Raw genomic sequence first — 24,111 nt, 5'->3', positions numbered from 1 at the left:
CTGCCGGCGGCCGCGCGGCGAGCGGGCGGGCGGCGCTCACCAGCCCCGGCGCCACACTGGCCGGGGCTTCCGGCGCAGGCGCGCGGGCGGGCCGGCCGGCGATGCGGCCGCGCTCCAGCAGGGAGGGCGGCGGCGCATCGCCCGCCTGGAACAGCCGGCGCGCCTCCTCGGCGGTCAGCGGCGCCCCGAACAGGGTGCCCTCGGCGAAGTCGCAGCCGAACTTGGCCAGCGCCGTGGCGGCGGCCTCGGTCTCCGCGCCCTCGGCGATCAGCTCCATGCCGAGATCGTGCGCCATGCCCACCAGCGAGCGCAGGATGAGCGGGCGCGGCGCCCGGTTGCGCCCGTCGAGCCCGGCGACGAAGGAGCGGTCGATCTTGATGGTGTCGAACGGCAGCCGCTGGAGATAGCCCAGCGAGGAATAGCCCGTGCCGAACTCGCCGAGCGAGAGCCCGGCGCCGAGGTCGCGCAGCCGCGCCAGCATGCGGGTGGCGTATTCCGGGTTCTCCATGACCAGCGATTCCGCCAGCTCCAGCTTCAGCGTGCCGGGCGCCACCACGTTGCGGGCGAGAACCGCCTTGATGTCCTGGATCAGGTCGTGGCGCAGCATCTGCCGCGAGCTGACATTCACGCTGATGAACACGCCCTCGCCCCGGGCGCTGCGCTGCCAGGTGCCGAGCTGGCGCGCCGCCGTGTCCAGCAGCAGCAGGCCGAGATCGACCACGAGGCCGCTGTCCTCGGCCAGCGCCTGGAAATCGCTGACCTCCAGCGCCCCGCGGGTGGGGTGCTGCCAGCGCGGCAGGGCCTCGAAACCGGCGAGCTTGCGCGTTTCCAGCCGCACGATCGGCCGATAGAGCACCACGATCTCGCCCTGGCTGATGGCCCGCCGCAGGTCGGCCTCCATCGCCACCCGGTCGATGCTCTGGGAGCGCATGTTGGGGCGGAACACCTCGATGCGGTCGCCCCCGGCGCGCTTGGCGTGGAACATGGCGAGCTCGGCGTCCTTCAGCATCTCCGCCGGGGTGCGGCGCTGGCCGTCCGCCAGCAGCAGCCCGATCGAGGCGGTGATGAAGATCTCGCGGTCGCCGAAGCCGACCGGGGCGCGCAGGGTCCGCCGCAGCGTGTCGGCGAAGGCGGTGATGCGCTCGGCATCGCGCTCCGACATCAGGACGATGCCGAAATGGTCGCCGCCGAGCCGGGCGAGGGTATCCTGCGGCTTCATCAGCCGCATCAGCCGCCGCGCGACGGTGAGCAGCAGGGAATCGCCCGCCGCCATGCCGAGATTGGCGTTCACCTGCTTGAAGCGGTCGAGGTCCACCAGCAGCACGGTGGGCTTGGCCTGCTCGTCGGTGCGGGTGAAGCTCACCGCGGAGGCCAGCCGGTCGAGGAACAGCTCGCGGTTCGGCAGGCTGGTGAGGTTGTCGTGCACGGCGTCGTGCAGGATGCGCTCCTCGGCGGTGCGCAGCTTGGTGACATCGGACAGCATGCCGATGCAGCGCACCACCTCGCCATCCGCCCCCACCACCGGCCGGGCGCGCAGGTTGAACCAGAAATAATGGCCGTCATGCGCCCGCAGCCGGAAATCCTGGTCGATCCGGCCCCGGCGCTGCTCCAGCACGCCGTCGAGCGTCGCGCGGAAGCGGTCGCGGTCGGAGGGGTGGATGATGTCGAGCCAGCCCGCCGCCTCGGTCTCCAGCGTGCCGCGCTTGAAGCCGAGCATCTCCTCGGCCTCGGGGCTGACATGGATGCGGTCGGTGTCGACGTCCCAGTCCCACACCACGTCGCCCGAGCCGGCTACCGCCAGTGCCCGGCGCTCCAGCTCCTGCGCGCCGCCGGCCACCGCGCCGAGGCCGGCAAAGGCGTGCTGCATCACGGTGAAGCCGATCAGCATCACGATCAGCACCAGCCCGCCCAGCAGCGCCGGCGCCACGAGGTCGTTGCCGATGCGCCCGGACACGGCGAGCCCGGCGGTGACCACCCACACCACCAGCAGGAACAGGGTGGGAATGATCAGCACCGCGCGGTCGTAGCGGTGCAGCGACAGCCACACCACCACGGCGAAGCCCATCACCGCCACCGCCAGCAGCGAGAGCCGGGCGATGCCCGCCGCCGCCGCCGGATCGAGCAGCGCCAGCCCCACCAGCGCGACCAGGAACACCAGCCATGCCGCGGCGATGTGGGCGTAGCGCACATGCCAGCGGTTGAGGTTGAGATAGGCGAAGAGGAACACCACCAGCGTCGCCGCGAGGATCGCCTCGCCCGCCGCCCGCCAGAACTGCTGGGCCAGCGGCGAAATGCCGAACACCTTGCTCCAGAAGCCGAAATCCAGCCCGATATAGCCCAGCACCGCCCAGGCCAGCGCCGCCGCGGCGGGGAACATGACGCTGCCCTTCACCACGAACAGGATGGTGAGGAACAGCGCCAGCAGCCCGGCGATGCCGATGACGATGCCGTTGTAGAGGGTGAAGCTGTTGACCTTGTCCTTGAACGCCTCGGGCTCCCACAGATAGAGCTGGGGCAGCTCGGCGCTGGTCAGCTCCGCCACCAGCGTCACCGTGGTGCCGGGGTCGAGCGTGATCAGGAAGACGTCGGCATCGGAGGCGCTCTGCCGCTCGGGCCGGAAGCCCTGGCTGGCGGTGATGTTGACGATCCGCCGGTTGCCGAGATCGGGCCAGAACACGCCGGAACCCACCATGCGGTAATGCGGCGCGACGATGAGGCGATCGACCTGCTCGTCGGTGTTGTTCGACAGCGCGAACACCGCCCATTTGCTGCCGTTCGGGCTGGGCGCCACCGCGCGCACCTCGATACGCCGGACGATGCCGTCGGCGCCGGGCGCGGTGGACACCTGGATGCGGTCGCTGTCGCTCGATTCCAGCTCGATGGCCGGGGCGAGATCGACCACCAGCGCCTCCAGCCGGATCGCGATGGGGTCGAAGGCATAGGCGGGCACGACGCGCAGCGCGAGCGCGAACAGGGCCACCAGGACAGGCGCAAGCACGAGCCGGTTCGGGACCCCGGAGCCAGGGACGGCGAAGCACCGGCAGATGCGGGCGATGAGCGGGCGGACAACAGCCAAAAACGCGACCTCGAGGTTTGATCCCGACGCGGGCCCCCGCGGGCGCGCTGGCGCGAGCGCCTGCCCGAAGGCGGAAGCGCCGCGCCGCCGACGGAGCGACACGATTGGTAGCGGCGGGACGCGGCGGGAGCAAGGCGGCGAATGCCGCCGCGGGCGCACGAAACGTCGTTACCGAACGGCAGATGCCCCGGAAAGTTGCGGCGCGGCGTGCGGTTGGGGCTCCGCGCCCGCGCATCGCGGCCGGCGGCCGGGCGGTGTGGTGCCGAGTGCGGGCGGGTCGGCTCAGGCCGGGCCCTGCCCGCGCCAGTCCGCCACCATATTTTCCGCCGCGGCGCGGTCGGCCGGGCTCATCTCGTCATACATCTTCTGCAGCAGCGGGTCGTCCAGCCCGCTGCCCTTGGCGGCGAGATACCAGGCGGCGGCGGCGATGGTGTCCTTGGGCATGCCCCGGCCGGCGGAGAGGATGCGGGCGAGCCGGTTCTGCGCGATCGGGTTGCCGGCCAGCGCCGCCTTGCGGAAGAGCTGCGCGGCCTTGGCCTCGTCCTTGGGCACGCCGACGCCGTTGAACACCATGATGGCGTATTCCACCGTCGCGACGGTGTGGTCCACCATCACCGCGCGCTCCAGCAGCCGGGCGGCCTCGGCGGGGTCCTGGCGCACGCCGTTGCCTTCCCGGTAGAGGATGGCGAGGGCGTAGAGCGCGTCCGGCTGGTCCTTGCGGGCGGCGCGGCGGAACCATTCGGCGGCGGCCTCGGCCTCGCGCGGCACGCCGTTGCCCTGCAGGTAGAGCATACCGAGATTGTAGGCGGCGGCGGGATTTCCCTGCTGTGCCGAGGCGAGGAAGAGCTGGGAGGCGCCGACCTCGTCCTGGGCCTCGCCATTGCCCTGCAGCTTCATGACGCCCAGCGCGAACTGCGCGTCGGCATTGCCGAGGCTGGCCGCCTTTTCATACCAGCCGCGCGCCCGGGCGGTGTCCTGCGGCACGCCGAGGCCCTGGGCGTAGATTTCGGCGACCAGCGTCATCGCCACCGGGTCATTGGCCTCGGCGCGGGCGAGGCCGAGCCGCAGCGCGGTGGCGTAGTGGCCCTGCTGATAGGCGCCATAGGCGGCGTCGCCGGCGCTCGCGGCCACCGGGTTGGTGGTGACCGCGACCGGGCTGGTGGTCACCTTGCGCGGCCGGGCGGCGGCGGCCGGCGCCGAGGGAACCGAGCCGTGGGACGGCGCGGCGGGGGCCGGCAGAGTCGGGGCCGGCTGACTCTGCGCCGGCTTGGATGGGGCGGGCTGGGCGACTGCGGCCTGCGCCACGGCCGGGGAGGCCGGCAGCAGCCACAGCAGCGCGGCGGCGAGGGGCGCCGCCGGCAGCACGGCCGGGGCGAGGAAACGTCGCGCCCGGCTCCGCATCAGCCTTCCTCCACCAACAGCGCCGCGGCGAGCGCCCGGGCGCCGGTCTCCGGCGCGTCCAGCAGCAGCGCGTCGACGGCGACGAAATCGGTTCCGACGGCCACCAGCGCGGCGACCTCGTCCATGGTGCGGGCATAGGCCACGCAGGGCAGCTCGAACAGCTGCGCCCACCACTCCGTGCGCTCCAGCACGGTGTCGAAGGGTACGGTGCGCCCGCCCGCGTCGGCTTCGCCGAACATCACATAGTCGGCGCCGGCCTCGCCCGCGCTCATGGCGTCGTGCTTGGTGCGCAGCCCGCCGGCCCCGGCGATGCGGTGCGGCCGCAGCGCCGGCAGCGCCGCGTTCAGCGCCGCGATGCCGTCGAGATGGGCGCCGTCGGCGTCCAGCGTGCCGACGAGATCGAGCGAGCCCTCGACCAGGCAGGCCGCGCTGATGTCGTGGATGGCGGCGACCAGCGGGGCCAGCCGCGCGGCGCTGGCGGTGGTCTCGCCCGGCGCGAGGCGCAGCATCACCGCCGCGATGTCGACGACCTCGCCCGCCTTGCGCAGAATGCCGGCGAGCGCGCCGAGCCCGCCGGCCCCGGCGACCGCCTGGGCGGGGAGGATGAGGAAGAGGCGCGGCGCGTGCCGTGCCGGCTCTTTTTCAGCGCGTGCCATGGTGCAGAGGTTCCGCAAGATGTCGGCGAAAGCAGGGCGCCCGTCGCGCGGCCGCGCTGCTTCCTAACCCGCCGGCCGCGCCGGCGGAAGCGCCTTGCGCGGAGCCCCGGCCTGATTGCGCCCGCGGCGGCGGTCGATCTGGCCGCGCTGCCTCGCCAGCAGGCGTGCCCATAAATGAAACAGGCTGAAATTACAGAGAATTAACCCGGAATCACAGGGGCGTTGCTTCCGGGCTCGTTGCGCCGGTGGTATTCAGCGTCAGCCAGAAAAGAGGACGGCACAGGCCGCCCTTGGGGGTCATCATGCTCAAGCACCGCCTTCGCCTCGCCGCCTTCGCCGCCGCCACCGCCCTCGTCGTGCCGGCGCTCGTGCTCTCCGCCGCCGCGCCCGCCGCGGCCCAGACCGCCGCGCCGGCCGACACCTCCGGGCAGGACGCCGCGGCTGGCCTGGCCTGGCCCCGCACCGTCTCGCTCGGCGACAACAACGTGCTGAGGCTCTACCAGCCGCTGATCGAGGACTGGAACGGCGACCGGCTCAAGGCCCGCGCGGCCATCGCGATCGGCCCGGCCGACGGCAGCCCGACCTATGGCATCGCCCATTTCACCGCCCGCGTCGCGGTGGACAAGGCCACCCGCGTCGCCCAGCTCAGCGAGATCGAGGTCGCCAGCGTCGACGTGCCGACCGATCCCTCGCAGCAGACCCGGCTGCTGAGCGCGCTGCAGTCGCGCCTGCCCTCCGACGGCATCACGGTGGCGCTCGACCATCTCCTCACCAGCTACACCGCCTCCAAGCAGATCACCAAGGATCTGGGCCAGCCGGTCGAGAACACGCCGCCGCGCATCCTGTTCGCCAACACGCCGACCCTCCTCGTGCTGGTCTCGGGCGACCCGGTGCTGCGCCCCATCGATGGCGCGCAGGGCTATCAGCGCGTCGCGAACACCCGGGCGCTGGTCATCGTCGACCCGGCCGGCGGGTATCACCTTCAGGCCGCCGGCCGCTGGTATCAGGCCGCGGGGCTTGCCGGCCCGTGGAGCCTGACCACCACGCCCAATCCGGCGGTGGAGGCGGCGGGCGGCACCGCGAACTACGCACAGCCGGCGGAATCGCTGATGCCGCCCAACGGCAAGCCCCCCGCCCAGCCTCCGGCGGTGATCGTCGCCACCCAGCCGACCGAACTGGTGGTGACGCAGGGCGCGCCGCAGATGGTGCCGGTCGACGGCACCACGCTGCTGCGCATGGCCAATGCCGACCACGGGGTGCTGCTCGATCCCTCCAGCAACGCCTATTACGTTCTGGTTTCCGGCCGCTGGTTCAAGGGCCCGGCGCTGGCCGGCCCGTGGAGCTTCGTGCCGGCGGACCAGATTCCGCCGAGCTTCGCCAAGATCTCGGACAAGGACCCGGCCGCCAACGTGCTGGTCTCCGTGCCGGGCACGCCGCAGGCCAAGGAGGCGGTGATCGCGGCCACCGTGCCGCAGACCGCCAGCATCTCGCGCAAGGCGACGCTGACGGTGGAATATGACGGCGGCACGCCGCGCTTCGTGCCGATCTCCGGCACGATCCTGTCCTATGCCGAGAACTCCCGCACCCCGGTCATCCGGCTCGACGCGGAGCGCTATTACGCGGTGTCGCGCGGGGCCTGGTTCGTCGCCAGCAGCCCGAACGGGCCGTGGGCGGTGGCCGATGTCGTGCCGGCGGCGATCTACACCATCCCGGTGTCCTCGCCGCTCCATTACGTCACCTATGTCCGGGTCTACAGCTACACCCCGGACTATGTCGTCGCCGGCTACACCCCCGGCTATCTCGGCGTGACCATCGCCCCCTATGGCACGGTCGTGTACGGCACCGGCTCCACCTGCAGCGGCTATGTCGGCACCTACTGGTATGGTTGCCCCGCGACCTATGGCTACAATGCCGGCTTCCAGTGGGTGGACGGCTTCGGCTTCGGCTTCGCCGCCGGCTGGTGGGGCGGCATGGCGCCCTATTGGGGGCCGTACTGGGGCCCCGGCCCGTGGGGCGGCACCTGGAACGCGGTGAACGTGAACCAGACCAACATCTATGGCCAGTGGGGCGGCAACGCCACGGTGAACCGGGTCACCGGCTACAATGCGTGGACCGGCAATGAATGGGCGCGCTCGTCCTGGGCCGGCGTCTCGGCGGGCGGCACCTCCTTCGCCGGCCGCTCGGCCGCGGCCTTCAACCCCTGGACCGGCAATTACGCCGCCGGCGCCGAGAACGAGCGCTACAACCCCTCTACCGGGGCCGTCGGCGCCTCGCGCGCCGGCATCGTCGGCAATGTCGACAGCGGCAATTTCGCCGCCGGCCGCCAGTCCGCGGGCTACAACCCCACCACCGGCATGGGCCACGTCTCCGAGACCGGCGTCACCGACAATAACGGCAATCTCAGCGTCGACAGCCGTGGCGTCGCCGGCAACGCCAAGACCGGCAACGGCGTCGCCTGGAACGACGGCAACATCTACACCGACCATGACGGCACCGTTCACCAGTATGACGGCAGCAACTGGCAGCGGCAGACGACGAGCGGCTGGCAGCAGGACACCGATGCCGACCAGATCAACCGGCTGAACACCCAGCGCCAGTACCAGAGCTTTGGCAATGACCGCGTCAACAGCTTCGCCAGCGATGGCGGCTGGAGCGGCTATCACAGCGATGGCGGCTGGGGCGGGGATCGCAGCTTCGGCGGCGGCGACTTCGGTGGCGGCCGGTTCGGCGGCGGGTTCGGCGGCGGCTTCCGCCGCTGAGGCGGCCGGGAGCGGTCCTTATCCCCCCGCACGAAATCCCCTTGCACAACGAAAAACGCCGCCCCTCGGGGCGGCGTTCTCATGTCGGGGGTCGCGAGGGCCGCGCCGGAGAGCGCGGCCCGGCGGCGGCTCAGGCCGCCTGCTTCTGCTCGACCTCGGCGCTCCACTTGCCGAGAGCGGCGAGATAGTTCATCCGCGCCCGGTGGGTGAAGACGGCCTGGCCGGCCGCGACGTTCTCCGGCTTGCCCGACCACGCCTTCTGCGGCGCGGCCTGCAGGGCGCGGCCATAGGAGAAGGTGAGGTTCCACGGCAGCCCGCCGAGCTTGATCATGGCGTCGAGATGGGCCGTGGCCTCCTCGTCGGACTGGCCGCCGGAGAGGAAGGCGATGCCCGGCACCGCCGAGGGCACGCAGTTCTTCAGGCAGCGGACAGTCTTTTCCGCCACTTCCTCGACCGAGGCCTGCTTCGGCGACAGCTTGCCCGGCACGATCATGTTGGGCTTCAGCACCATGCCCTCGAGCCGGATGCGGGCGTAGAATAGCTGCTGGAACACCTCCTTCAGCACCCACTCCGTCACTTCGTAGCAGCGGTCGATGTCGTTGCTGCCGTCCATCAGCACTTCCGGCTCGACGATCGGCACGATGTTGTTGGCCTGGCACAGCGCGGCATAGCGGGCGAGCGCCTGCGCGTTGGCGAGGATGGAGCCATAGGTCGGGATGCCCGAGCCGATGTCGATCACCGCGCGCCACTTCGCGAAGCGGGCGCCGAGCGCGTAATATTCCTTCAGCCGGCCGTCCAGCCCGTCCAGCCCCTCGGTGATGGTTTCGCCGGGGAAGCCGGCCTGGGGCTTGGCACCCTCGTCGACCTTGATGCCGGGGATCGAGCCCGCGGCCTCGATCAGCTTCACCAGCGGGGTGCCGTCCACCGCGTTCTGCCGGATGGTCTCGTCATAGAGGATGACGCCGGAGATATAGTCCTCCATCGCCTCCTTGGTACGGAACAGCATCTCGCGGTAATCGCGGCGATTTTCGAAGGTCGACTCCACGCCGATCGCATCGAACCGCTTCTTGATCGTGCTGGAGCTTTCATCCGCGGCGAGAAGTCCCTTCCCGCCAGCACACATCTTGTACGCAATCTCGTCGAGGCTTCCCGCCATCGTGTATCTCCCGCGCATAAAACAACCGTGCCCCCCGGCGGCCCGTTCTTCCGCACGGAGGGCACAGAGACTGTTTATAGCATTGCGGGCTTGAAAGTCTTAAGACCTTGGCAGTGATCCCACGCGCTCAACGTCGCAGTGCTTCGACGCCGGGCAGGGGCTTGCCCTCCAGCCATTCGAGGAAGGCGCCGCCCGCGGTGGAGACGTAGCTGAAGCGCTCGGCCGCGCCGGCATGGTTCAGGGCGGCCACGGTGTCGCCGCCGCCGGCGACCGACAGGATGCGCCCCTCGTCGGTGAGGTCCGCCGCCGCGCGGGCCACCGCGACGGTGGCGATGTCGAAGGGCTCCAGCTCGAAGGCGCCGAACGGGCCGTTCCACACCACGGTCTTCACCGTGGCGAGCTTGGCGGTGACATGCTCGACCGAGGCCGGGCCGGCGTCGAGGATCATCTCGCCCTCGCCGACCGAATCGACGCTGGTGACGTGGTGGGGCGCGTGCGCCTTGAATTCGGTGGCGACCACCGCGTCCACCGGCAGCACGATCTCGCAGCCCGCGGCCTTGGCCTTTTCGACGATCTCCAGCGCGGTGCCGGTGAGGTCGTGCTCGCACAGCGACTTGCCGACGCTCTTGCCCTGCGCGGCCAGGAAGGTGTTGGCCATGCCGCCGCCGATGACGAGCAGGTCGACCTTCTTCACCAGATTGCCGAGCAGTTCCAGCTTGGAGGACACCTTGGCCCCGCCGACCACGGCCATCACCGGCCGCTCCGGCGCCTCCAGCGCGCGGGCCAGCGCCTCGATCTCCTCCTGCATGCAGCGGCCGGCATAGGCCGGCAGGTGGTGGGCGAGGCCCTCGGTGGAGGCGTGGGCGCGGTGCGCGGTGGCGAAGGCGTCGTTCACATAGATGTCGCCGAGCTTCGCCAGCGCCTCGACGAAGGCGGGGTCGTTCTTCTCCTCGCCGGCGTGGAAGCGGGTGTTCTCCAGCAGCACCACCTCGCCCGGCGCCAGCGCGGCGACCGCGGCCTCGGCGACCTCGCCGATGGTGGCGGGCACGAAGCCGACCGGGCGGCCGAGGCGGCTCGCCACCTCGGCGGCGATCGGCTCCAGCGTCAGCTTGGGATCGGCCCCCTTGGGCCGGCCGAAATGGGCGAGCAGGATGACCTTGCCGCCCTTCTCCGAGATTTCCCGGATGGTCGGCAGCACCGCCACGATGCGGGTGTCGTCGGTCACCCGGCCATTGTCGACCGGGACATTGAGGTCGACGCGGACGAGGACGCGCTTGTCGGCGACATCGACGTCGTCGAGGGTGCGGAAGGCGGACGTCTGGGCGGAATCGGTCATGGCGCACTCGGTCTTGGCGTGGGCGACGCTGACGGGTTCGGCGGACACGGGATCGGCGGAACGGGCGGCGTCGGCGGAAAGGGTGGCATTGGCCGGAGGCGGCGGACGGGCCGGGCTGACGGGCGTCCCCAAAGACGGGTGGTCCCGAAGGCGCCGGTCGTCCGAAGGTGGGGCCGGCCCCGGATCGGGCAGGGCCGCGCAGGCAGGTGGCCGCGGGGTGCCGCAGAGGTCACGGCGGGCGGCGGGCGTTTCTTATGCACCCTCCCCCGTCGCGCGGGGGAGGGGTCTTCCTCCGGCGGTGCCGGCTCAGATCAGCTTCGCGAGCGTGACGGCGGTGTCGCACATGCGGTTCGAGAAGCCCCACTCATTGTCGTACCAGGTGAGGATCGACACGAAGGTGCCGTCCATGACCTTGGTCTGGTCCATGTGGAAGGTGGAGGAGTGGGGGTCGTGGTTGAAGTCGATCGAGACGTTGGGCGAGGTGGTGTAGTTCAGCACGCCCTTCAGCGGGCCTTCGGCCGCCGCCTTGATCGCCTCGTTCACCTCGTCCTTGCTCGTCGCGCGCTTGGCGACGAATTTGAGGTCGACCACCGAGACGTTGGGGGTCGGCACGCGCAGGGCGAAGCCGTCCAGCTTGCCCTTCAGCTCGGGCAGCACCAGCCCCACCGCCTTGGCGGCGCCGGTCGAGGTCGGGATCATCGACAGCGCCGCGGCGCGGGCGCGGTAGAGGTCCTTGTGCATCTGGTCCAGCGAGGGCTGGTCGTTGGTGTAGGAGTGGATCGTCGTCATCATGCCCTTCTCGATGCCGATGACATCGTTGAGCACCTTGGCCACCGGCGCGAGGCAGTTGGTGGTGCAGGAGGCGTTGGAGATGACGAGGTGGTCCTTGGTCAGCTTGTCGTGGTTCACGCCGTAGACGACGGTGAGGTCGGCGCCGTCGGAGGGGGCGGAGACGATGACGCGCGTGGCGCCGGCGGTGAGGTGGGCGGCCGCCTTGTCGCGGGCGGTGAAGATGCCGGTGCACTCCAGCGCGATGTCGACGCCCAGCTCGCCATGGGGCAGCTCGGCGGGGTTGCGCACCGCGGTCACCTTGATCGGCGCGCCGCCGTTGATCACGATCGCGTCGCCCTGAACCTCGACCTTGGCCGGGAACTTGCCGTGCACGGAGTCGAAGCGCAGCAGATGCGCGTTCGTCTCGACAGGGCCCAGGTCGTTGATGGCGACGACCTCGATATCGGTGCGGCCGGATTCCACGATCGCGCGCAGAACATTGCGCCCGATGCGCCCGAAGCCGTTGATGGCGACCTTTACAGTCATGCGTCTTTCCCCAGTGAGCGAGAACGGTCCCTAGACTTGTAGCGTACTGGCCTCATAGCGTGCCGGAACCGGCCAGACCAGACCACAACAGGGTTGACGCGGCACAATTGCGCAGCTCTCCGGTGTGTTATGCATATGGTGCATGGCATGCCGTATGCGCAGCAACGAAAACACCTCCGGCCGGGGGGCCGGAGGTGCGCTGACGTTCCTGTCTTTTCAAAGGCCGGGCAGCCTCCGCCGCCGTGCCGGGGGGGGCTCAGCCCCGCAGCTTCGCCAGCTTGGCCTTGGCGGTTTCCACCACCGCCTCGGGGGTGATGCCGAAATGGGCGAAGACCTGCGGCGCCGGGCCGGAGGCGCCGAAGCCGGACATGCCGATGAAGGCGATGTCGGAGCCGATCAGCCCGTCCCAGCCCTGGCGGATGCCGGCCTCGATGGCGATCTTCACCGGCGCGGTGCCGATCACCTGGCGGCGGGTCTCCTCCGGCTGGTTTTCGAACAGCTCGAAGCACGGCACCGAGACCACCCGGGTGGGGATGCCGAGGCCTTCCAGCGTCTCCCGCGCGGTGGCGGCGAGGCTGACCTCGGAGCCCGAGGCGAACAGCGAGACCTTCGCCTCGGTGGAGGAGGCGGAGATGATCTCATAGGCGCCGCGCTGGGTGAGGCAGCGCTCGGTCGCCTCGGTACGCAGCAGCGGCAGGTTCTGGCGGGTGAGGGCCAGCACGCTCGGGCCGGTGGAATGCTCCAGCGCGATCTTCCACGCCTCGGCCGTCTCCACCGTGTCGCAGGGGCGGAACACCAGCAGGTTGGGGATGGCGCGCAGCGCGGCGATGTGCTCGACCGGCTGGTGGGTGGGCCCGTCCTCGCCGACGCCGATGGAGTCGTGGGTGAAGACATAGACCACGCGGATGCCCATCAGCGCGGAGAGGCGCACCGCCGGGCGGCAATAGTCGGAGAACACCAGGAAGGTGCCGCCATAGGGGATGAGGCCGCCATGCAGGGCGATGCCGTTCATGCCGCCGGCCATGGCGTGCTCGCGGATGCCCCAGTTGACGTAGCGGCCGGAATAGTCGCCCGCCTCGACCGCCTTGCCCACGGCCTTGGTCTTGGTGTTGTTCGAATGGGTGAGGTCGGCCGAGCCGCCGATCATCTCCGGCACCGCGGCGGTGATGGCGTCGAGCACGATCTCCGAGGATTTGCGGGTCGCGACCGCGCCGCCATCGGCGATCGCCTTGGCGATGACGCCCGAAACCGTCGCGGCGAATTTCGGCGGCAGGTCGCCGCGGATGCGGCGCTCGAATTCGGAGCGCAGCTCGGGCTCGGCGGCCTGGAGCCGCTCGTTCCATGCCTTGTGGGCCTGGCGCGAGCGCAGGCCGGCGAGGCGCCACGCGTCGAGCACGTCGGTCGGGATGACGAAGGGCTCGGCCTCCCAGCCCAGCGCGGCGCGGGTGGCGGCGATCTCGGCGGCGCCGAGCGGGGCGCCGTGCACGCCGTTGGTGCCGGCGCGGTTCGGCGAGCCGAAGCCGATGGTGGTGCGGCAGGCGATCAGCGAGGGCTTCTCGGTGGTCTTGGCCCGCTCGATGGCGGCGAGGATCGCCTCGGGGTCGTGGCCGTCGATCCGGGTGGCGTCCCAGCCGGAGGCTTCGAAGCGGGCGAGCTGGTCGGTCGAGACCGAGAGCGAGGTGGGCCCGTCGATCGTGATGTGGTTGTCGTCGTAGAGGACGATGAGCTTGCCGAGCTTCAGGTGGCCGGCGAGCTCGATCGCCTCTTCCGAGATGCCTTCCATCAGGCAGCCGTCGCCGACGAGGGCATAGGTGTAGTGGTCGACCAGATCGCCGCCGAACTGCGCCGCCATGATGCGCTCGGCGAGCGCGAAGCCGACCGAGTTGGAGAGCCCGGCGCCGAGCGGGCCGGTGGTGGTCTCCACGCCGACGGTGTGGTGGTACTCGGGATGGCCGGGGGTCTTGGAGCCGAGCTGGCGGAAGTTCTTGATGTCCTCGATGCTCACCCCCTCGAAGCCGGTGAGGTAGAGCAGGGCGTAAAGCAGCATCGAGCCGTGGCCGGCCGACAGGATGAAGCGGTCGCGGTCCGGCCAGTGCGGGTCGGTGGCGTCGAACTTCAGGACCTTGCCGAACAGGACGGTGGCGATGTCGGCGGCGCCCATCGGCAGGCCGGGGTGGCCCGACTTGGCGGCCTCGACGGCATCCACGGCCAGGAAGCGGATGGCGTTCGCCATGCGGTCGTGCTTTTCGCGGTTGATCATGAAGGCTCTCCGGCTGCCAGGCATCGCCTGCTGCGGCGCATCAAGGGTGGGGGGCAGGGAGTGATAACACCGGTCGAAGGGGTGTCAATCGACCGCTCGGATGGCTCACCCGCGCCCCGCGGGATCGTCCGGCCCCGCTTTGCGGCGGAGACGGGCTATCCGAAGGGGTGCGCGCCACGGTGGCCTGCCCTTATGTCGCCACCATGACGCCGCGCGCCGCCGCGGGCAAGGCTGGCCGACGTGCGGCCCCGGTCCGGGTACCCGGGGCGGCGGGGCGGTGGCCATGTGGGGGGCTCCGCCGGTTGACGCTGCGCCGGCCCGCGCGCTCAATGCCGCCGATCGTGACTCGTGGCGCGCGCGGGGTTCTTCCGCGCGGCGCTGCGCGAGGCATCAGCAGAGGGGGCCGTCCCGCATGTCCGAACCGGGCCCTATCGACACCGCGACCCGCCGGCTGGAGGCGGCCATTCAGGCGCTGGAGGCCGCCATCGGCCGGCGTCTGGAGGTGGAGCGGCAGGAAGCGGCGCTCGCCGCCCAGCTTCACCTGCTGGGCATCGACCGCTCGCGCCTCGCCGACCAGCTCGACGGCGCGCAGGCGCGGGCGGACCAGCTCGCCAGCGTCAATCTGGAAGTCTCGCGCCGCCTCGGCAGCGCGATGGAGACCATTCGCGCGGTGCTCGCCGCGCAGGAGCGCTGAGTGCGTCGCCGCGCGCGCGGCGCGTCGACCGCCCCGGGGGGACGGGGACGAAGGGGGACTGGAATTCATGGCGCATGTGACGGTTAGCATTGCCGGCCGCACCTACCGCATGGCCTGCGACGACGGACAGGAGCCGCATCTCTCCCGGCTCGCCGCCGAGGTCGACGGGCGGATCGACCAGCTTCGCGGCTCGTTCGGCGAGATCGGAGACCAGCGGCTCAGCGTCATGGCGGCGATCACCATCGCCGACGAGCTGTCGGAGGCGCGCCGACGCATCGCGGCGCTGGAGCGCGAGATGGCCGAGCACAAGGCCGCCCGCGCCGCCGCGCTGGCCAGGCTGGAGCACACGGAACGCGCCGTGGCCAGCGCCGTCACCGCCGCCGCGGAGCGGCTGGAGCAATTGTCGCTCGATCTCGGGCCGATGCCCTCCGACCGCGTGGGCCTCGGCTAGCGGGGCGCCGGCTGGCCGGCCGCGCGGCCCGTCCGCCGCAACTTTGAATTGCAGAAATGCCCCGGCGCGGCATACTCGGCTTCCGGCGGCGCGGCCGCAATGGCGGCGCTGACCGAGCCGCCCGGATCCCGCGGCGGCGGGCATGGCGCCTGCCGTGACCCGCTACCGGGGGGAACCATGCCGATTCTGTTCACCATCAGCCGCAAGGGCAACGATTTCTTCTGCGCAGCCGACGACGGGGAGCCCTTCTTCGTCGGCCGGCGGGTGCCGTATGACGGCCATATCGGGCTCTACAACATCTTCGCGAAGTCGCCGCTGCCGAAGCTCGACTATGACGCGGACGATTTCACCCAGGAGTTCGGCTTCTGGGCCCGCTTCATCGAGCCCACCGCGCGGTGTGAGGGGCGCAACTTCCTCACCCTCAACACCTATGACCGCGCCGCCTTCACCTTCGGCTTCGGCCAGTTCGCCGCCCATGTCGCGGAGGGCGACTTCGTCAGCTATTTCCGCCGCCTGCTCGCCCTGCCGGCGGCGAAGGACTATTTCCCCCATCTCGCCCTGCAGGGCGGACACATCGTGCAGAGCGAGGCGGGACATGTGGTGCCGCTGGAGGACGCCCATTCCACCGCCGCCCTGATGAAGTACCTCAACCCCGACCTGTCGGAGGTTCAGGACAGCGAGGTCATCGCCGCCGCCAAGTTCATCCACTGGAACAGCCACAGCGTCCCGGCCCGGGCGGCGCAGGTGGCGCAGATGACGGAGACCTTCCACGGCTTCATGCGCCGCGCCGACACCCGGGTGGGGATAGACGGCCGCCCCGCCAGCCAGTGCTGCGTCATCGCCGACCTGCTCCACCATGGCCGCGGCGGCAGTATGCTCTGGCCCGCCGTCGAGGCGGCGCTGCGCAGCAACCACCCGCTCGACGAGCTGCTCGACATCGGTTCGCTGAAATGGAAGGAGCGCTGCAGGACGCTGGGGGCCGCGATCGCGGACACGCCGGAGATGGCGACGCGGCACTGGAGCCGGACGCAGGACGGTTTCGTCTGAACCGATGCGCCCCGGCCGCCGGCCGATCCCTGGGCCTGCCGGCTCCGGCGCCACCCTGCCGAGAGCGGGCGCGTGGGCCTCGCCGCTGGCTGGTACGCGTTAATCGGGTGCGCTAGTCTCGGGACGAGAGCGCCGGGCGGCGGCCACCGCCCCGGCGCATCGTCGCGCGAACCGCCCGCACCCGGCCCCGACGGGCGGCAGGAGCCCCGCCATGTCCACGCTGAACCTGCTGCGCCCGCCGAACCCCGAGGAACTCCGCTACGTCGCGGACTGCCCGATCCGCACCGTGCTGGACCGCATCGGCGACAAATGGAGCTACCTGCTGGTGCTGCACCTCGCCTCCGGCCCGAAGCGGTTCGGCGAGCTGCGGCGCGGCATCGAGGACATCTCCCAGCGCATGCTCACCGAGACGCTGCGCAGCCTGCAGCGCGACGGCCTCGTCGCCCGCACCGTCTTTCCCACCACGCCGCCGGCGGTGGAATACCGGCTCACGCCGCTCGGCCAGTCCCTGCTGGAGCCGATGGGCGGGCTGGTGGCCTGGGCGATCGGACAGGCCGAGGCGATCCGCGCCGCGCGCGAGGCCTACGACGCCGAGCCGCGCTGACCCCGCGGGCTGCGCCCGCGCTCTGCTGCTGCCTTGGGCTGCGCCCGCGCTGTGCTCGCCCCTTGGGCTGCGCCCGTGCGGCTCGCACCTCCGGCTGCGCCCGCGCTCTGCTTTTGCCTTGAGCCAGGCCCGCGCGGCTTGCCCCTCGGGCTGCGCCGCCGTCGCCCGATGTCGCACCTGCCATGCGCGGCCCGGCGGCGGCGGGCCTTGACGGCGGGCCCGCAACAGGGGCAGAGGTGCCGCCAACCCTCGCGCGCCCGAACCGGCGCGCCGTCCCCGTCCTGCCGGCGCCGTGCCGGCCATCGCCGGAAATCGCCATGATCCGTTCCCCGCTCATGACCGTCATGGTCCAGGCCGCGCGCAAGGCCGGCCGCTCCCTCGTGCGCGACTTCGGCGAGGTCGAGAATCTCCAGGTCTCGCTCAAGGGCCCGGCGAATTTCGTCTCCAACGCCGACCGCAAGGCCGAGCGCATCCTCCACGAGGAGCTGAAGAAGGCGCGGCCGAATTTCGGCTTCCTGATGGAGGAGGGCGGCGAGGAGGCCGGCACCGACCCCTCCAACCGCTGGATCATCGACCCGCTCGACGGCACCACCAATTTCCTGCACGGCATCCCGCTTTTCACCATCTCGGTGGCGCTGGTGCGCGACGGCGTGCCGTTCGCCGGGCTGATCTTCAACCCGGTGACGGACGAGCTGTTCATCGCCGAGAAGGGCGCCGGCGCCTTCATGAACGACCGCCGCATCCGCGTCGCCGCCCGCCGGGCACTGTCCGACAGCGTGGTGTGCTGCGGCATGCCGCATATGGGGCGGGGCAATCTCGGCGGCTTCGCCAAGGAATACGCCGCCATCGCCCCGAAGGTCGCGGGCCTGCGCCGCACCGGCTCGGCGGCGCTCGACCTCGCCTGGGTGGCGGCGGGCCGCTTCGATGCCTTCTGGGAGCGCAACCTCTCGGCCTGGGACATCGCGGCCGGCATCATCCTGGTGCGCGAGGCGGGCGGCTATGTCTCCGACCTCGACGGCGGCGAGAAGATGCTCGACAAGGGCGACATCGTCGCCGGCAACGAAACCATGCGGCGCGACCTGCTGGCGCTGGTCCGCGGCGCCTGAAACCATGCCGAAACCAAAGCGGTAGCGCGCCGTTCCTTTTCTGTGCCCGTATGGCATAGTCGCGCCGCGGTGCCGGGCGGGAACCGCGCGACGATCAGGAGACGGCGGCGAATGTCTGAAACGGCGGACCCTTTCCAGAAGCTCTCGTCGCCGCGCATATTCCTGATCCGGATGCTGGTCTTCGTCGTGCTCTGCGGGGCGCTGGCGGCGGTGATGTACCGGCAGATCCTCGCCGCCTTCCTCAACAATCCCGGCCTCAACGGCGTCATCTTCGGCGTGCTGGCCATCGGCATCATCTTCGCCTTCCGCCAGGTCGGCCGGCTGATGCCGGAGGTGGAGTGGGTGAACAGCGTGCGCCTTGCCGACCCGGGCCTCGCCGTGGAGCATTCCCCGGTGCTGCTGGCCCCGCTCGCGGTGCTGCTGCGCGACCGGGTCGGCCGCATGGCGATCTCGCAGACCACCATGCGCGGCGTGCTGGAATCCATCGGCACCCGGCTGGACGAGGCCCGCGACCTGCTGCGCTACCTCACCGGGCTGCTGGTGTTCCTCGGCCTGCTCGGCACCTTCTGGGGCCTGCTGGAAACGGTGGGCTCGATCGGCCGGGTGATCGGCTCGCTGGATGTGGGGCCGGATTCCGGCTCGATCCTGGAGGCGATGAAGACCGGCCTCGCCGCGCCGCTGGCCGGCATGGGCATCTCCTTCTCCTCCTCGCTGTTCGGCCTTGCCGGCTCGCTGGTGCTGGGCTTCCTCGATCTTCAGGCCGGGCAGGCGCAGAACCGCTTCTACACCGACCTCGAGGACTGGCTCGCCACCACCGTGGCCGATTACGGCCTCGACGCCGCCCGCCCGCCCGGGCCGGTGCAGCCGCCGCTGGCGGGGCCTGTCGCGCCGGTGCCGCCGGGGGCGCCGGGCGCGCCGCTACAGGCGCTGCCACCGCCCAACTACGCCCAGCTCACCCAGGCGATGGAGCGGCTGGAGCGCACCATGACCGAGGCCGGCTCGCACCGCGTCACCGCCGCCATGGCCCAGCTCGCCGAGAGCCTGCAGGGCCTCGTGCAGCACATGCGCAGCGAGCAGCAGATGGTGCGCGACTGGGTGGAGGCGCAGGCGGCGCAGCAGCAGGACATCAAGAAGCTGCTGGAGCGCCTCGCCGAGCGCGAGCGGATCTGACCGGTGCGCACCGCACGGGCGGGGAGGGGCTGAACCATGGCGCTGGGGCGCTCCCGCAGCCGCGAGCGCGGCATCGACTACTGGCCCGGCTTCGTCGACGCGCTGTCGACCCTGCTGCTGGTCTTTGTCTTCTTGCTGTCGGTCTTCGTGCTGGCGCAGTTCTTCCTCACCCAGGAAATGTCCGGCAAGGACACCGCGCTGCAGCGCCTGCAGGCGCAGATCCGCGAGCTCACCAACCTCCTCGCGCTGGAACGCGCGAACAATGACGACGCCGAGAGCGAGGTCGGCAAGCTGCGCTCCTCGCTCGCCCTGCTGGAGCAGGAGCGCGACCGGCTGCGCACCGAGCTTGGCGCCGCCCCCGCCGACACCAGCGCCGAGGCGCAGGCCCGCAACGCCGAGCTCACCCGCCAGCTCGGCCAGCAGCAGGACGCGGTGGCGCAGGCGCTCGCCCAGGTCGACCTGCTGAACCAGCAGATCGCCGCGCTGCGCCGGCAGATGGCGGCGCTGGAGGAGGCGCTGCAGGCCTCCGAGCAGAAGGACAAGGAGAGCCAGGCCAAGCTCGCCGACATGGGCCGCCGGCTCAACCTCGCCCTCGCCCAGCGGGTGCAGGAGCTGACCCGCTTCCGCTCCGAATTCTTCGGCCGGCTGCGCGCCATCCTCGGCGACCGGCCCGACATCCGCATCGTCGGTGACCGCTTCGTGTTCCAGTCCGAGGTGTTCTTCGATCCCGGCGCGGCGGCGCTGCGGCCGGAATCGGTGCCGGCGCTGGACAAGCTGGCCGATGCCATCAAGGGGCTGGAGGCGGAGATTCCCGCCGATCTGCCCTGGGTGCTGCGGGTGGACGGCCACACCGACAACCGCCCGATCTCCACCCCGCAATTCCCCTCCAACTGGGAGCTGTCGGCCGCGCGCGCCATCGCGGTGGTGCAGTATCTGGTGTCGCGCGGGGTGCAGCCGGTGCATCTGGTCGCCGCCGGCTTCGGCGAGTACCAGCCGATCGACCCGGCCGACACCGACGAGGCGCGCGCCCGCAACCGCCGCATCGAGCTGAAGCTCACCGAGCGCTGAGCCATGGCCGCGGCCCCGCGCCTGCGCGTCGCTCCGGCCGGTGCGGGAAACCGTCCGGCCATGCTCGCCCTGTGGGTGGCGGCGTGGCAGGCGACGCTGCCGCAGATCGATTTCGCCGCCCGCGCCGGCTGGCTGGCCGCCCGGCTCGACGAGCTGGAGGCCGGCGGCGCGGTGACGCGGCTTGCCTTCGCCGGGGAACAGGACGGCGCGGAACCCGGCCGCCGCGCGGCGAGGCCGGCGGCCGCCGGGACGGCCGGACGCGACGGCTCGCAGGCCGTGGGCGAAGCGGCGGAAGAAGGCGACGGGCTGTCCTTAGCCGGCTTCGTGGTGGTTTCGCCCGCCACTGGCTATCTCGACCAGCTCGTCGTCGGGCCGCGCTGGTTCGGTGCCGGCGTGGCGGCGGCGCTGCTCGCCGAGGCGCGGCGGCTCTCGCCGCACCGGCTGGAGCTGCACGTCAACCAGGACAACCCCCGCGCCGTGCGGTTCTACGAGCGCGAGGGGTTCGTGCGCACCGGCGAGGGCACCAATCCCCGCTCCGGCCTGCCGATCTGGCGCTATGAATGGCAGGGGGAGGCGGCACCATGAGGCGGCCCGGCAGCGTGCGCGGGCTTGAGGAGCTGGGCCGGGTGCGGCTGTCGCGCTCCTTCTTCCTGCGCGATTTCCTCTATTCGGAGATCGCCAATTTCCTCGGCATCCCGAACATTCCCGACGATCCCGACCTCGCCATCGCCGCCGGCACCCGGCTCTGCGAGGAGCTGCTGGAGCCGTTGCAGGCCCGGTTCGGCCGCATCTCGATCCGCTCCGCCTACCGCTCGGCGCGGGTGAACCAGATCGGCAACGAGCGCGGCTTCAACTGCGCCTCGAACCCGCACAGCGCCGCCGGCCATATCTGGGACCTGCGGGACGCGGCGGGCGGCATGGGCGCCACCGCCTGCATCGTGGTGAACGCCTTCATCCCTTACTACGAGGCGACCGGGCAGTGGGAGGCGATGGCGTGGTGGGTGCACGACCACCTGCCCTATGGCGACATGGAGTTCTACCCCCGCTTCGCCGCCTTCAACCTGAACTGGCACGAGCGCCCGGCCCGGCGCATCACCTCGCAGATTCCCCCGCGCCGCGGCCTGCTCACCAGGCCGGGCATGGCGAACCATGAGGGGCGGCACGAGCCCGCCTATGCCGGCTTCCTCGCGGCGCTGCGGTGATGAGGTGGGCGGAGGGGCGACGGCGGCCGGCGCCGTCCCGCTCAGCCGAAGCCGAGCTGCTGGAACGCCGCCAGGGCGGCGGGCTTGAGGCGCCAGGTGCGGGTCGGCGTGTTATAGTCGGCGAGAAGGCGCCCGAAGCGTCGATTGTTTTCGATGATGGTGGGGACAAGACGCCAAAGGTCCTGCTTCCGGTCTGTGCACGCCTTGCCGATTTCATTTGGGCCGCCTTCGCCAGCCAACAGCGGAGCATATCACAAGTGCGTGATCGAAAATCACGGGATCTCTTAAATGGCGCTTAAACGGCTCTTAAACGCCCTTCAATGGAGCTGTACCATTTGAGCAACAGTTCAGGGGCTAGCAGAGTCAAGATTCGTTCGTTAGGAAGGAGTTGCCGCGCCCCGCTGTTTCGCAGACGGCAATCATCAACCGGTCCAGCCACTGCTGGAAGAGGGGGGTGATATGAATGGGTGACTTCAAAGTCTGCCCGCGGCAGGCCCCGGTACGGGTACGACACTATTGTCGTGTCCGCTTCGGGAACGTGGAGCAGGTTTGCTCCCACTGCAGGCGGCTGCCGGGTTCTCGCAAAACCCGACAGCCATAAGTCTGCAAATCAGGCGCCGTCCCGAAAGGGGCGGCGCCTCCGTCCTTGAAGGGTATCAGAATCCAAGAGCGTCAGCGTACGCGACCCTGACGCGGTTTACATCCTGTCAACCGACTTCATACTGATATGCCCCGTCCCGAGTGTTAGTCAACCAATCGTTGATTTAGGGCTACGGGATTCGACCACCGAGGCGTCCCGCTCTGCTCGGGTGATCCATCTCTAGACGCCAAACGCTAACACTATGCTCCCCTCACGCCGTCCCGCGCCCGTGCGCCTCACGCCGCCTGGCCGAACTGCAGCGCCGCCAGCCGGGCGTAGAGGCCGGCGCGGGCGACGAGGCTGGCGTGGGTGCCTTCCTCGACGATGCGGCCGTTCTCCATCACCAGAATGCGGTCGGCGGAGAGCACGGTGGCCAGCCGGTGGGCGATGACGAGCGTGGTGCGCCCTTCCATGGAGCGGTCGAGCGCCTGCTGCACCAGCGTCTCGCTCTCGGCATCGAGCGCGGAGGTCGCCTCGTCCAGCAGCAGGATCGGCGCCTGCCGCAGCACCGCGCGGGCGATGGCGAGGCGCTGGCGCTGGCCGCCGGAGAGCGTGACGCCGCGCTCGCCCACCCGGGTGTCCCAGCCCTGCGGCAGCCGGGCGACGAACTCGTCGGCCAGCGCGAGCCGGCCGGCGGCCTCCACCTCGGCGTCGGTGGCGTCGGGCCGGCCGAGCCGGATGTTCTCCCGCACGGTGGTGGCGAAGATCGCGACATCCTGCGGCACCAGCGCGATGCGGGCGCGCACCGCCTCGGGGTCGGCGCGGGCGATGTCGACGCCGTCGACCCGGATGCGGCCGGCGGCGGGGTCGTAGAACCGCAGCAGGAGCTGGAACAGCGTGCTCTTGCCGGCCCCGGAGGGGCCGACGATCGCCACCCGCTCGCCGCGCCGGACGGCGAAGGAAAGCCCTTCCACCGCGATGTGGCCGGGCCGGGTGGGGTAGGCGAAGCGCACCTCCTCGAACGCCACCTCGCCACGCGGGGGCGCGGGCAGGGCGAGCGGGGCGGCCGGCGCCTTCACCTCCGGCTCGGTGGCGAGCAGCTCGGAAATCCGCCCGGTGGCGCCGGCGGCCTGTGCCACCTCGCCCCACACCTCGCCGAGCTGGCCGAGCCCGCTCGCCGCCAGCACGGCGTAGAGCACGAACTGGCTCAGCGTGCCCGCGCTCATCGTGCCGGCCAGCACGGCATTGGCGCCCGCCCACAGGATGCCGACCACGCTGGCGAAGACCATGAAGATGCCGAAGCCGGTGAGCAGCGAGCGGGCGCGGATGGCGGCGGCGGCGGCGGCGTAGGTGTGCTCCACCTCGCCGGCGAACAGCCGCCCGGCGGCGCGCTCGGCGGTGTTGGCCTGCAGCGTGCGCACCGCGCCGATCGCCTCGGCGGCGTAGGCCGAGGCTTCCGCCAGCGTGTCCTGCGCGGCGCGCGAGCGCTTGCGCACCCCGCGCCCGGCGCCGATCAGCACCGCGACGATGGCGGGAATCAGCACCAGCAGCGCCGTCGACAGCCAGGGGCTGGTGACCACCATCATCACCGCCGCGCCGAGGAACAGCACGATGTTGCGCAGCGCGATGGAGGCGGAGGAGCCGACCGCGCTGCGGATCTGGGTGGTGTCGGCGGTCAGCCGCGAGATCAGCTCGCCGGAACGGGCGGTGTCGTAGAAGCGGCCGTCGAGCAGCAGCAGCCGCTCGAACACCGCGGCGCGCAGGTCGGCGACGATCCGCTCGCCCAGCGACATGACGAGGTAGTAGCGCAGCCCCGAGGCCCCGGCCAGCACCGCCACCACCAGCAGCATCACGCCGAAATAGCGGTCGATGAAACCGGCATGGCCGGCGTCGAAGCCGAAATCGATCATGCGCCGCACCGCGACCGGCACCACCAGCGTGGCGATGGCGGCGACCAGCAGCGCGGCCAGCGCGGCCAGCGCGCGGCCCTTGTAGCGCATCACATGCGGCCGCAGCGCCGCGAGCGGGCGCAGGGTGCGGCGGGGTGGCCGGGCGACGTCGGCCTGGAAGGCGGGCTCCCCGGCGGCGGGGCCGCTGAAGGGGGTTGTTGACTCCCGGCTGGGATCGGCTTGTGTCACGGCAAGCTCTCGGTTATAGACCCGCTCGGATTTCCGGCAGGATCGTTTTGAAGATCGCCGCGCGGCTCCCTTCGGGGCCCGGCCCCGCGG

General features: G+C 71.0%; 19 protein-coding genes. 10 read left to right on the top strand and 9 right to left on the bottom strand.

Annotation, left to right across the window (positions count from 1 at the left end; translation table 11 throughout):
* From KHC27_RS14835 to KHC27_RS14825, 3 genes are all read right to left on the bottom strand, one after another.
* On the bottom strand, positions 1-2,998 hold a 2,998-nt coding region (locus tag KHC27_RS14835), incomplete at its 3' end, for an EAL domain-containing protein (RefSeq protein WP_213340149.1).
* A 360-nt stretch (positions 2,999-3,358) separates the two neighbouring features.
* A complete protein-coding gene (locus tag KHC27_RS14830) occupies positions 3,359-4,477 on the bottom strand; it encodes a tetratricopeptide repeat protein (protein WP_213340148.1) in 1,119 nt (372 codons plus the stop codon).
* Positions 4,477-5,133: a thiamine phosphate synthase gene (locus tag KHC27_RS14825; RefSeq protein WP_213340147.1), complete on the bottom strand. Its 657-nt coding sequence runs from the start codon at positions 5,131-5,133 to the stop codon at positions 4,477-4,479. Before KHC27_RS14825 ends, KHC27_RS14830 begins: the two co-directional genes overlap by 1 nt.
* Before the next feature lie 302 nt (positions 5,134-5,435).
* Here KHC27_RS14825 and KHC27_RS14820 point away from each other — a divergent pair, with 302 nt between their 5' ends.
* The gene (locus tag KHC27_RS14820) at positions 5,436-7,892 is read left to right on the top strand and encodes a carbohydrate-binding family V/XII (protein ID WP_213340146.1); all 2,457 of its coding nucleotides are present in this window, start codon (positions 5,436-5,438) and stop codon (positions 7,890-7,892) included.
* 130 nt (positions 7,893-8,022) lie between these two features.
* Here the strand turns inward: KHC27_RS14820 and KHC27_RS14815 are convergent, their stop codons facing one another.
* From KHC27_RS14815 to tkt, 4 genes are all read right to left on the bottom strand, one after another.
* Complete coding sequence (locus KHC27_RS14815) at positions 8,023-9,048, bottom strand: class I fructose-bisphosphate aldolase (protein WP_213340145.1); 1,026 nt, start codon at positions 9,046-9,048, stop codon at positions 8,023-8,025.
* A 127-nt stretch (positions 9,049-9,175) separates the two neighbouring features.
* Complete coding sequence (locus KHC27_RS14810) at positions 9,176-10,384, bottom strand: phosphoglycerate kinase (protein WP_213340144.1); 1,209 nt, start codon at positions 10,382-10,384, stop codon at positions 9,176-9,178.
* Between the two features lie 306 nt (positions 10,385-10,690).
* A complete protein-coding gene (gap, locus tag KHC27_RS14805) occupies positions 10,691-11,701 on the bottom strand; it encodes a type I glyceraldehyde-3-phosphate dehydrogenase (RefSeq protein ID WP_213340143.1) in 1,011 nt (336 codons plus the stop codon).
* A gap of 256 nt (positions 11,702-11,957) precedes the next feature.
* A complete protein-coding gene (gene tkt, locus KHC27_RS14800; RefSeq protein ID WP_213340142.1) occupies positions 11,958-13,961 on the bottom strand; it encodes a transketolase in 2,004 nt (667 codons plus the stop codon).
* 412 nt (positions 13,962-14,373) lie between these two features.
* On the opposite strand from tkt, the gene KHC27_RS14795 reads away from it, so the two are divergent.
* The 9 genes from KHC27_RS14795 (at position 14,374) to KHC27_RS14755 (ending at position 21,303) form a co-directional block, all read left to right on the top strand.
* Positions 14,374-14,655: a DUF4164 domain-containing protein gene (locus tag KHC27_RS14795; RefSeq protein WP_213340141.1), complete on the top strand. Its 282-nt coding sequence runs from the start codon at positions 14,374-14,376 to the stop codon at positions 14,653-14,655.
* Between the two features lie 67 nt (positions 14,656-14,722).
* Positions 14,723-15,106 carry a cell division protein ZapA gene (locus tag KHC27_RS14790; RefSeq protein ID WP_213340140.1) on the top strand — a complete coding sequence of 128 codons (384 nt, stop codon included), beginning with the start codon at positions 14,723-14,725 and terminating at the stop codon, positions 15,104-15,106.
* Positions 15,107-15,283: 177 nt separating this feature from the next.
* Positions 15,284-16,153, top strand: coding sequence for a hypothetical protein (locus KHC27_RS14785; RefSeq protein ID WP_213340139.1), 870 nt, complete (start codon positions 15,284-15,286; stop codon positions 16,151-16,153).
* A gap of 211 nt (positions 16,154-16,364) precedes the next feature.
* Complete coding sequence (locus KHC27_RS14780; RefSeq protein ID WP_213340138.1) at positions 16,365-16,757, top strand: winged helix-turn-helix transcriptional regulator; 393 nt, start codon at positions 16,365-16,367, stop codon at positions 16,755-16,757.
* A 317-nt stretch (positions 16,758-17,074) separates the two neighbouring features.
* Positions 17,075-17,863: an inositol monophosphatase family protein gene (locus KHC27_RS14775; protein ID WP_213340137.1), complete on the top strand. Its 789-nt coding sequence runs from the start codon at positions 17,075-17,077 to the stop codon at positions 17,861-17,863.
* A 111-nt stretch (positions 17,864-17,974) separates the two neighbouring features.
* On the top strand, positions 17,975-19,033 hold the full coding sequence (locus tag KHC27_RS14770) for a flagellar motor protein MotA (protein ID WP_213340136.1): 1,059 nt from the start codon (positions 17,975-17,977) through the stop codon (positions 19,031-19,033).
* A gap of 36 nt (positions 19,034-19,069) precedes the next feature.
* Positions 19,070-20,101 (top strand): peptidoglycan -binding protein, encoded by a 1,032-nt coding sequence (locus KHC27_RS14765; protein ID WP_213340135.1) that lies wholly within the window; start codon positions 19,070-19,072, stop codon positions 20,099-20,101.
* Positions 20,102-20,161: 60 nt separating this feature from the next.
* On the top strand, positions 20,162-20,686 hold the full coding sequence (locus KHC27_RS14760) for a GNAT family N-acetyltransferase (RefSeq protein WP_213340134.1): 525 nt from the start codon (positions 20,162-20,164) through the stop codon (positions 20,684-20,686).
* Positions 20,683-21,303, top strand: coding sequence for a hypothetical protein (locus KHC27_RS14755; RefSeq protein ID WP_213340133.1), 621 nt, complete (start codon positions 20,683-20,685; stop codon positions 21,301-21,303). The genes KHC27_RS14760 and KHC27_RS14755 overlap by 4 nt, the downstream gene beginning before the upstream one ends.
* A 41-nt stretch (positions 21,304-21,344) precedes the next feature.
* Here the strand turns inward: KHC27_RS14755 and KHC27_RS14750 are convergent, their stop codons facing one another.
* Together KHC27_RS14750 and KHC27_RS14745 are read right to left on the bottom strand one after the other, a co-directional pair.
* Positions 21,345-21,542, bottom strand: a complete 198-nt coding sequence (locus KHC27_RS14750) for a hypothetical protein (RefSeq protein ID WP_213340132.1) — start codon at positions 21,540-21,542, stop codon at positions 21,345-21,347.
* Between the two features lie 637 nt (positions 21,543-22,179).
* Positions 22,180-24,021 carry an ABC transporter transmembrane domain-containing protein gene (locus KHC27_RS14745; RefSeq protein ID WP_213340131.1) on the bottom strand — a complete coding sequence of 614 codons (1,842 nt, stop codon included), beginning with the start codon at positions 24,019-24,021 and terminating at the stop codon, positions 22,180-22,182.
* Positions 24,022-24,111 lie beyond the last annotated feature (90 nt).

It is taken from the genome of Ancylobacter lacus, assembly GCF_018390635.1.
In the GTDB taxonomy this organism is placed as follows: Bacteria; Pseudomonadota; Alphaproteobacteria; order Rhizobiales; family Xanthobacteraceae; genus Ancylobacter; species Ancylobacter lacus.
Note: the sequence above shows the minus strand (reverse complement) of the source record. Positions and strands in the feature narration are given on the sequence as shown.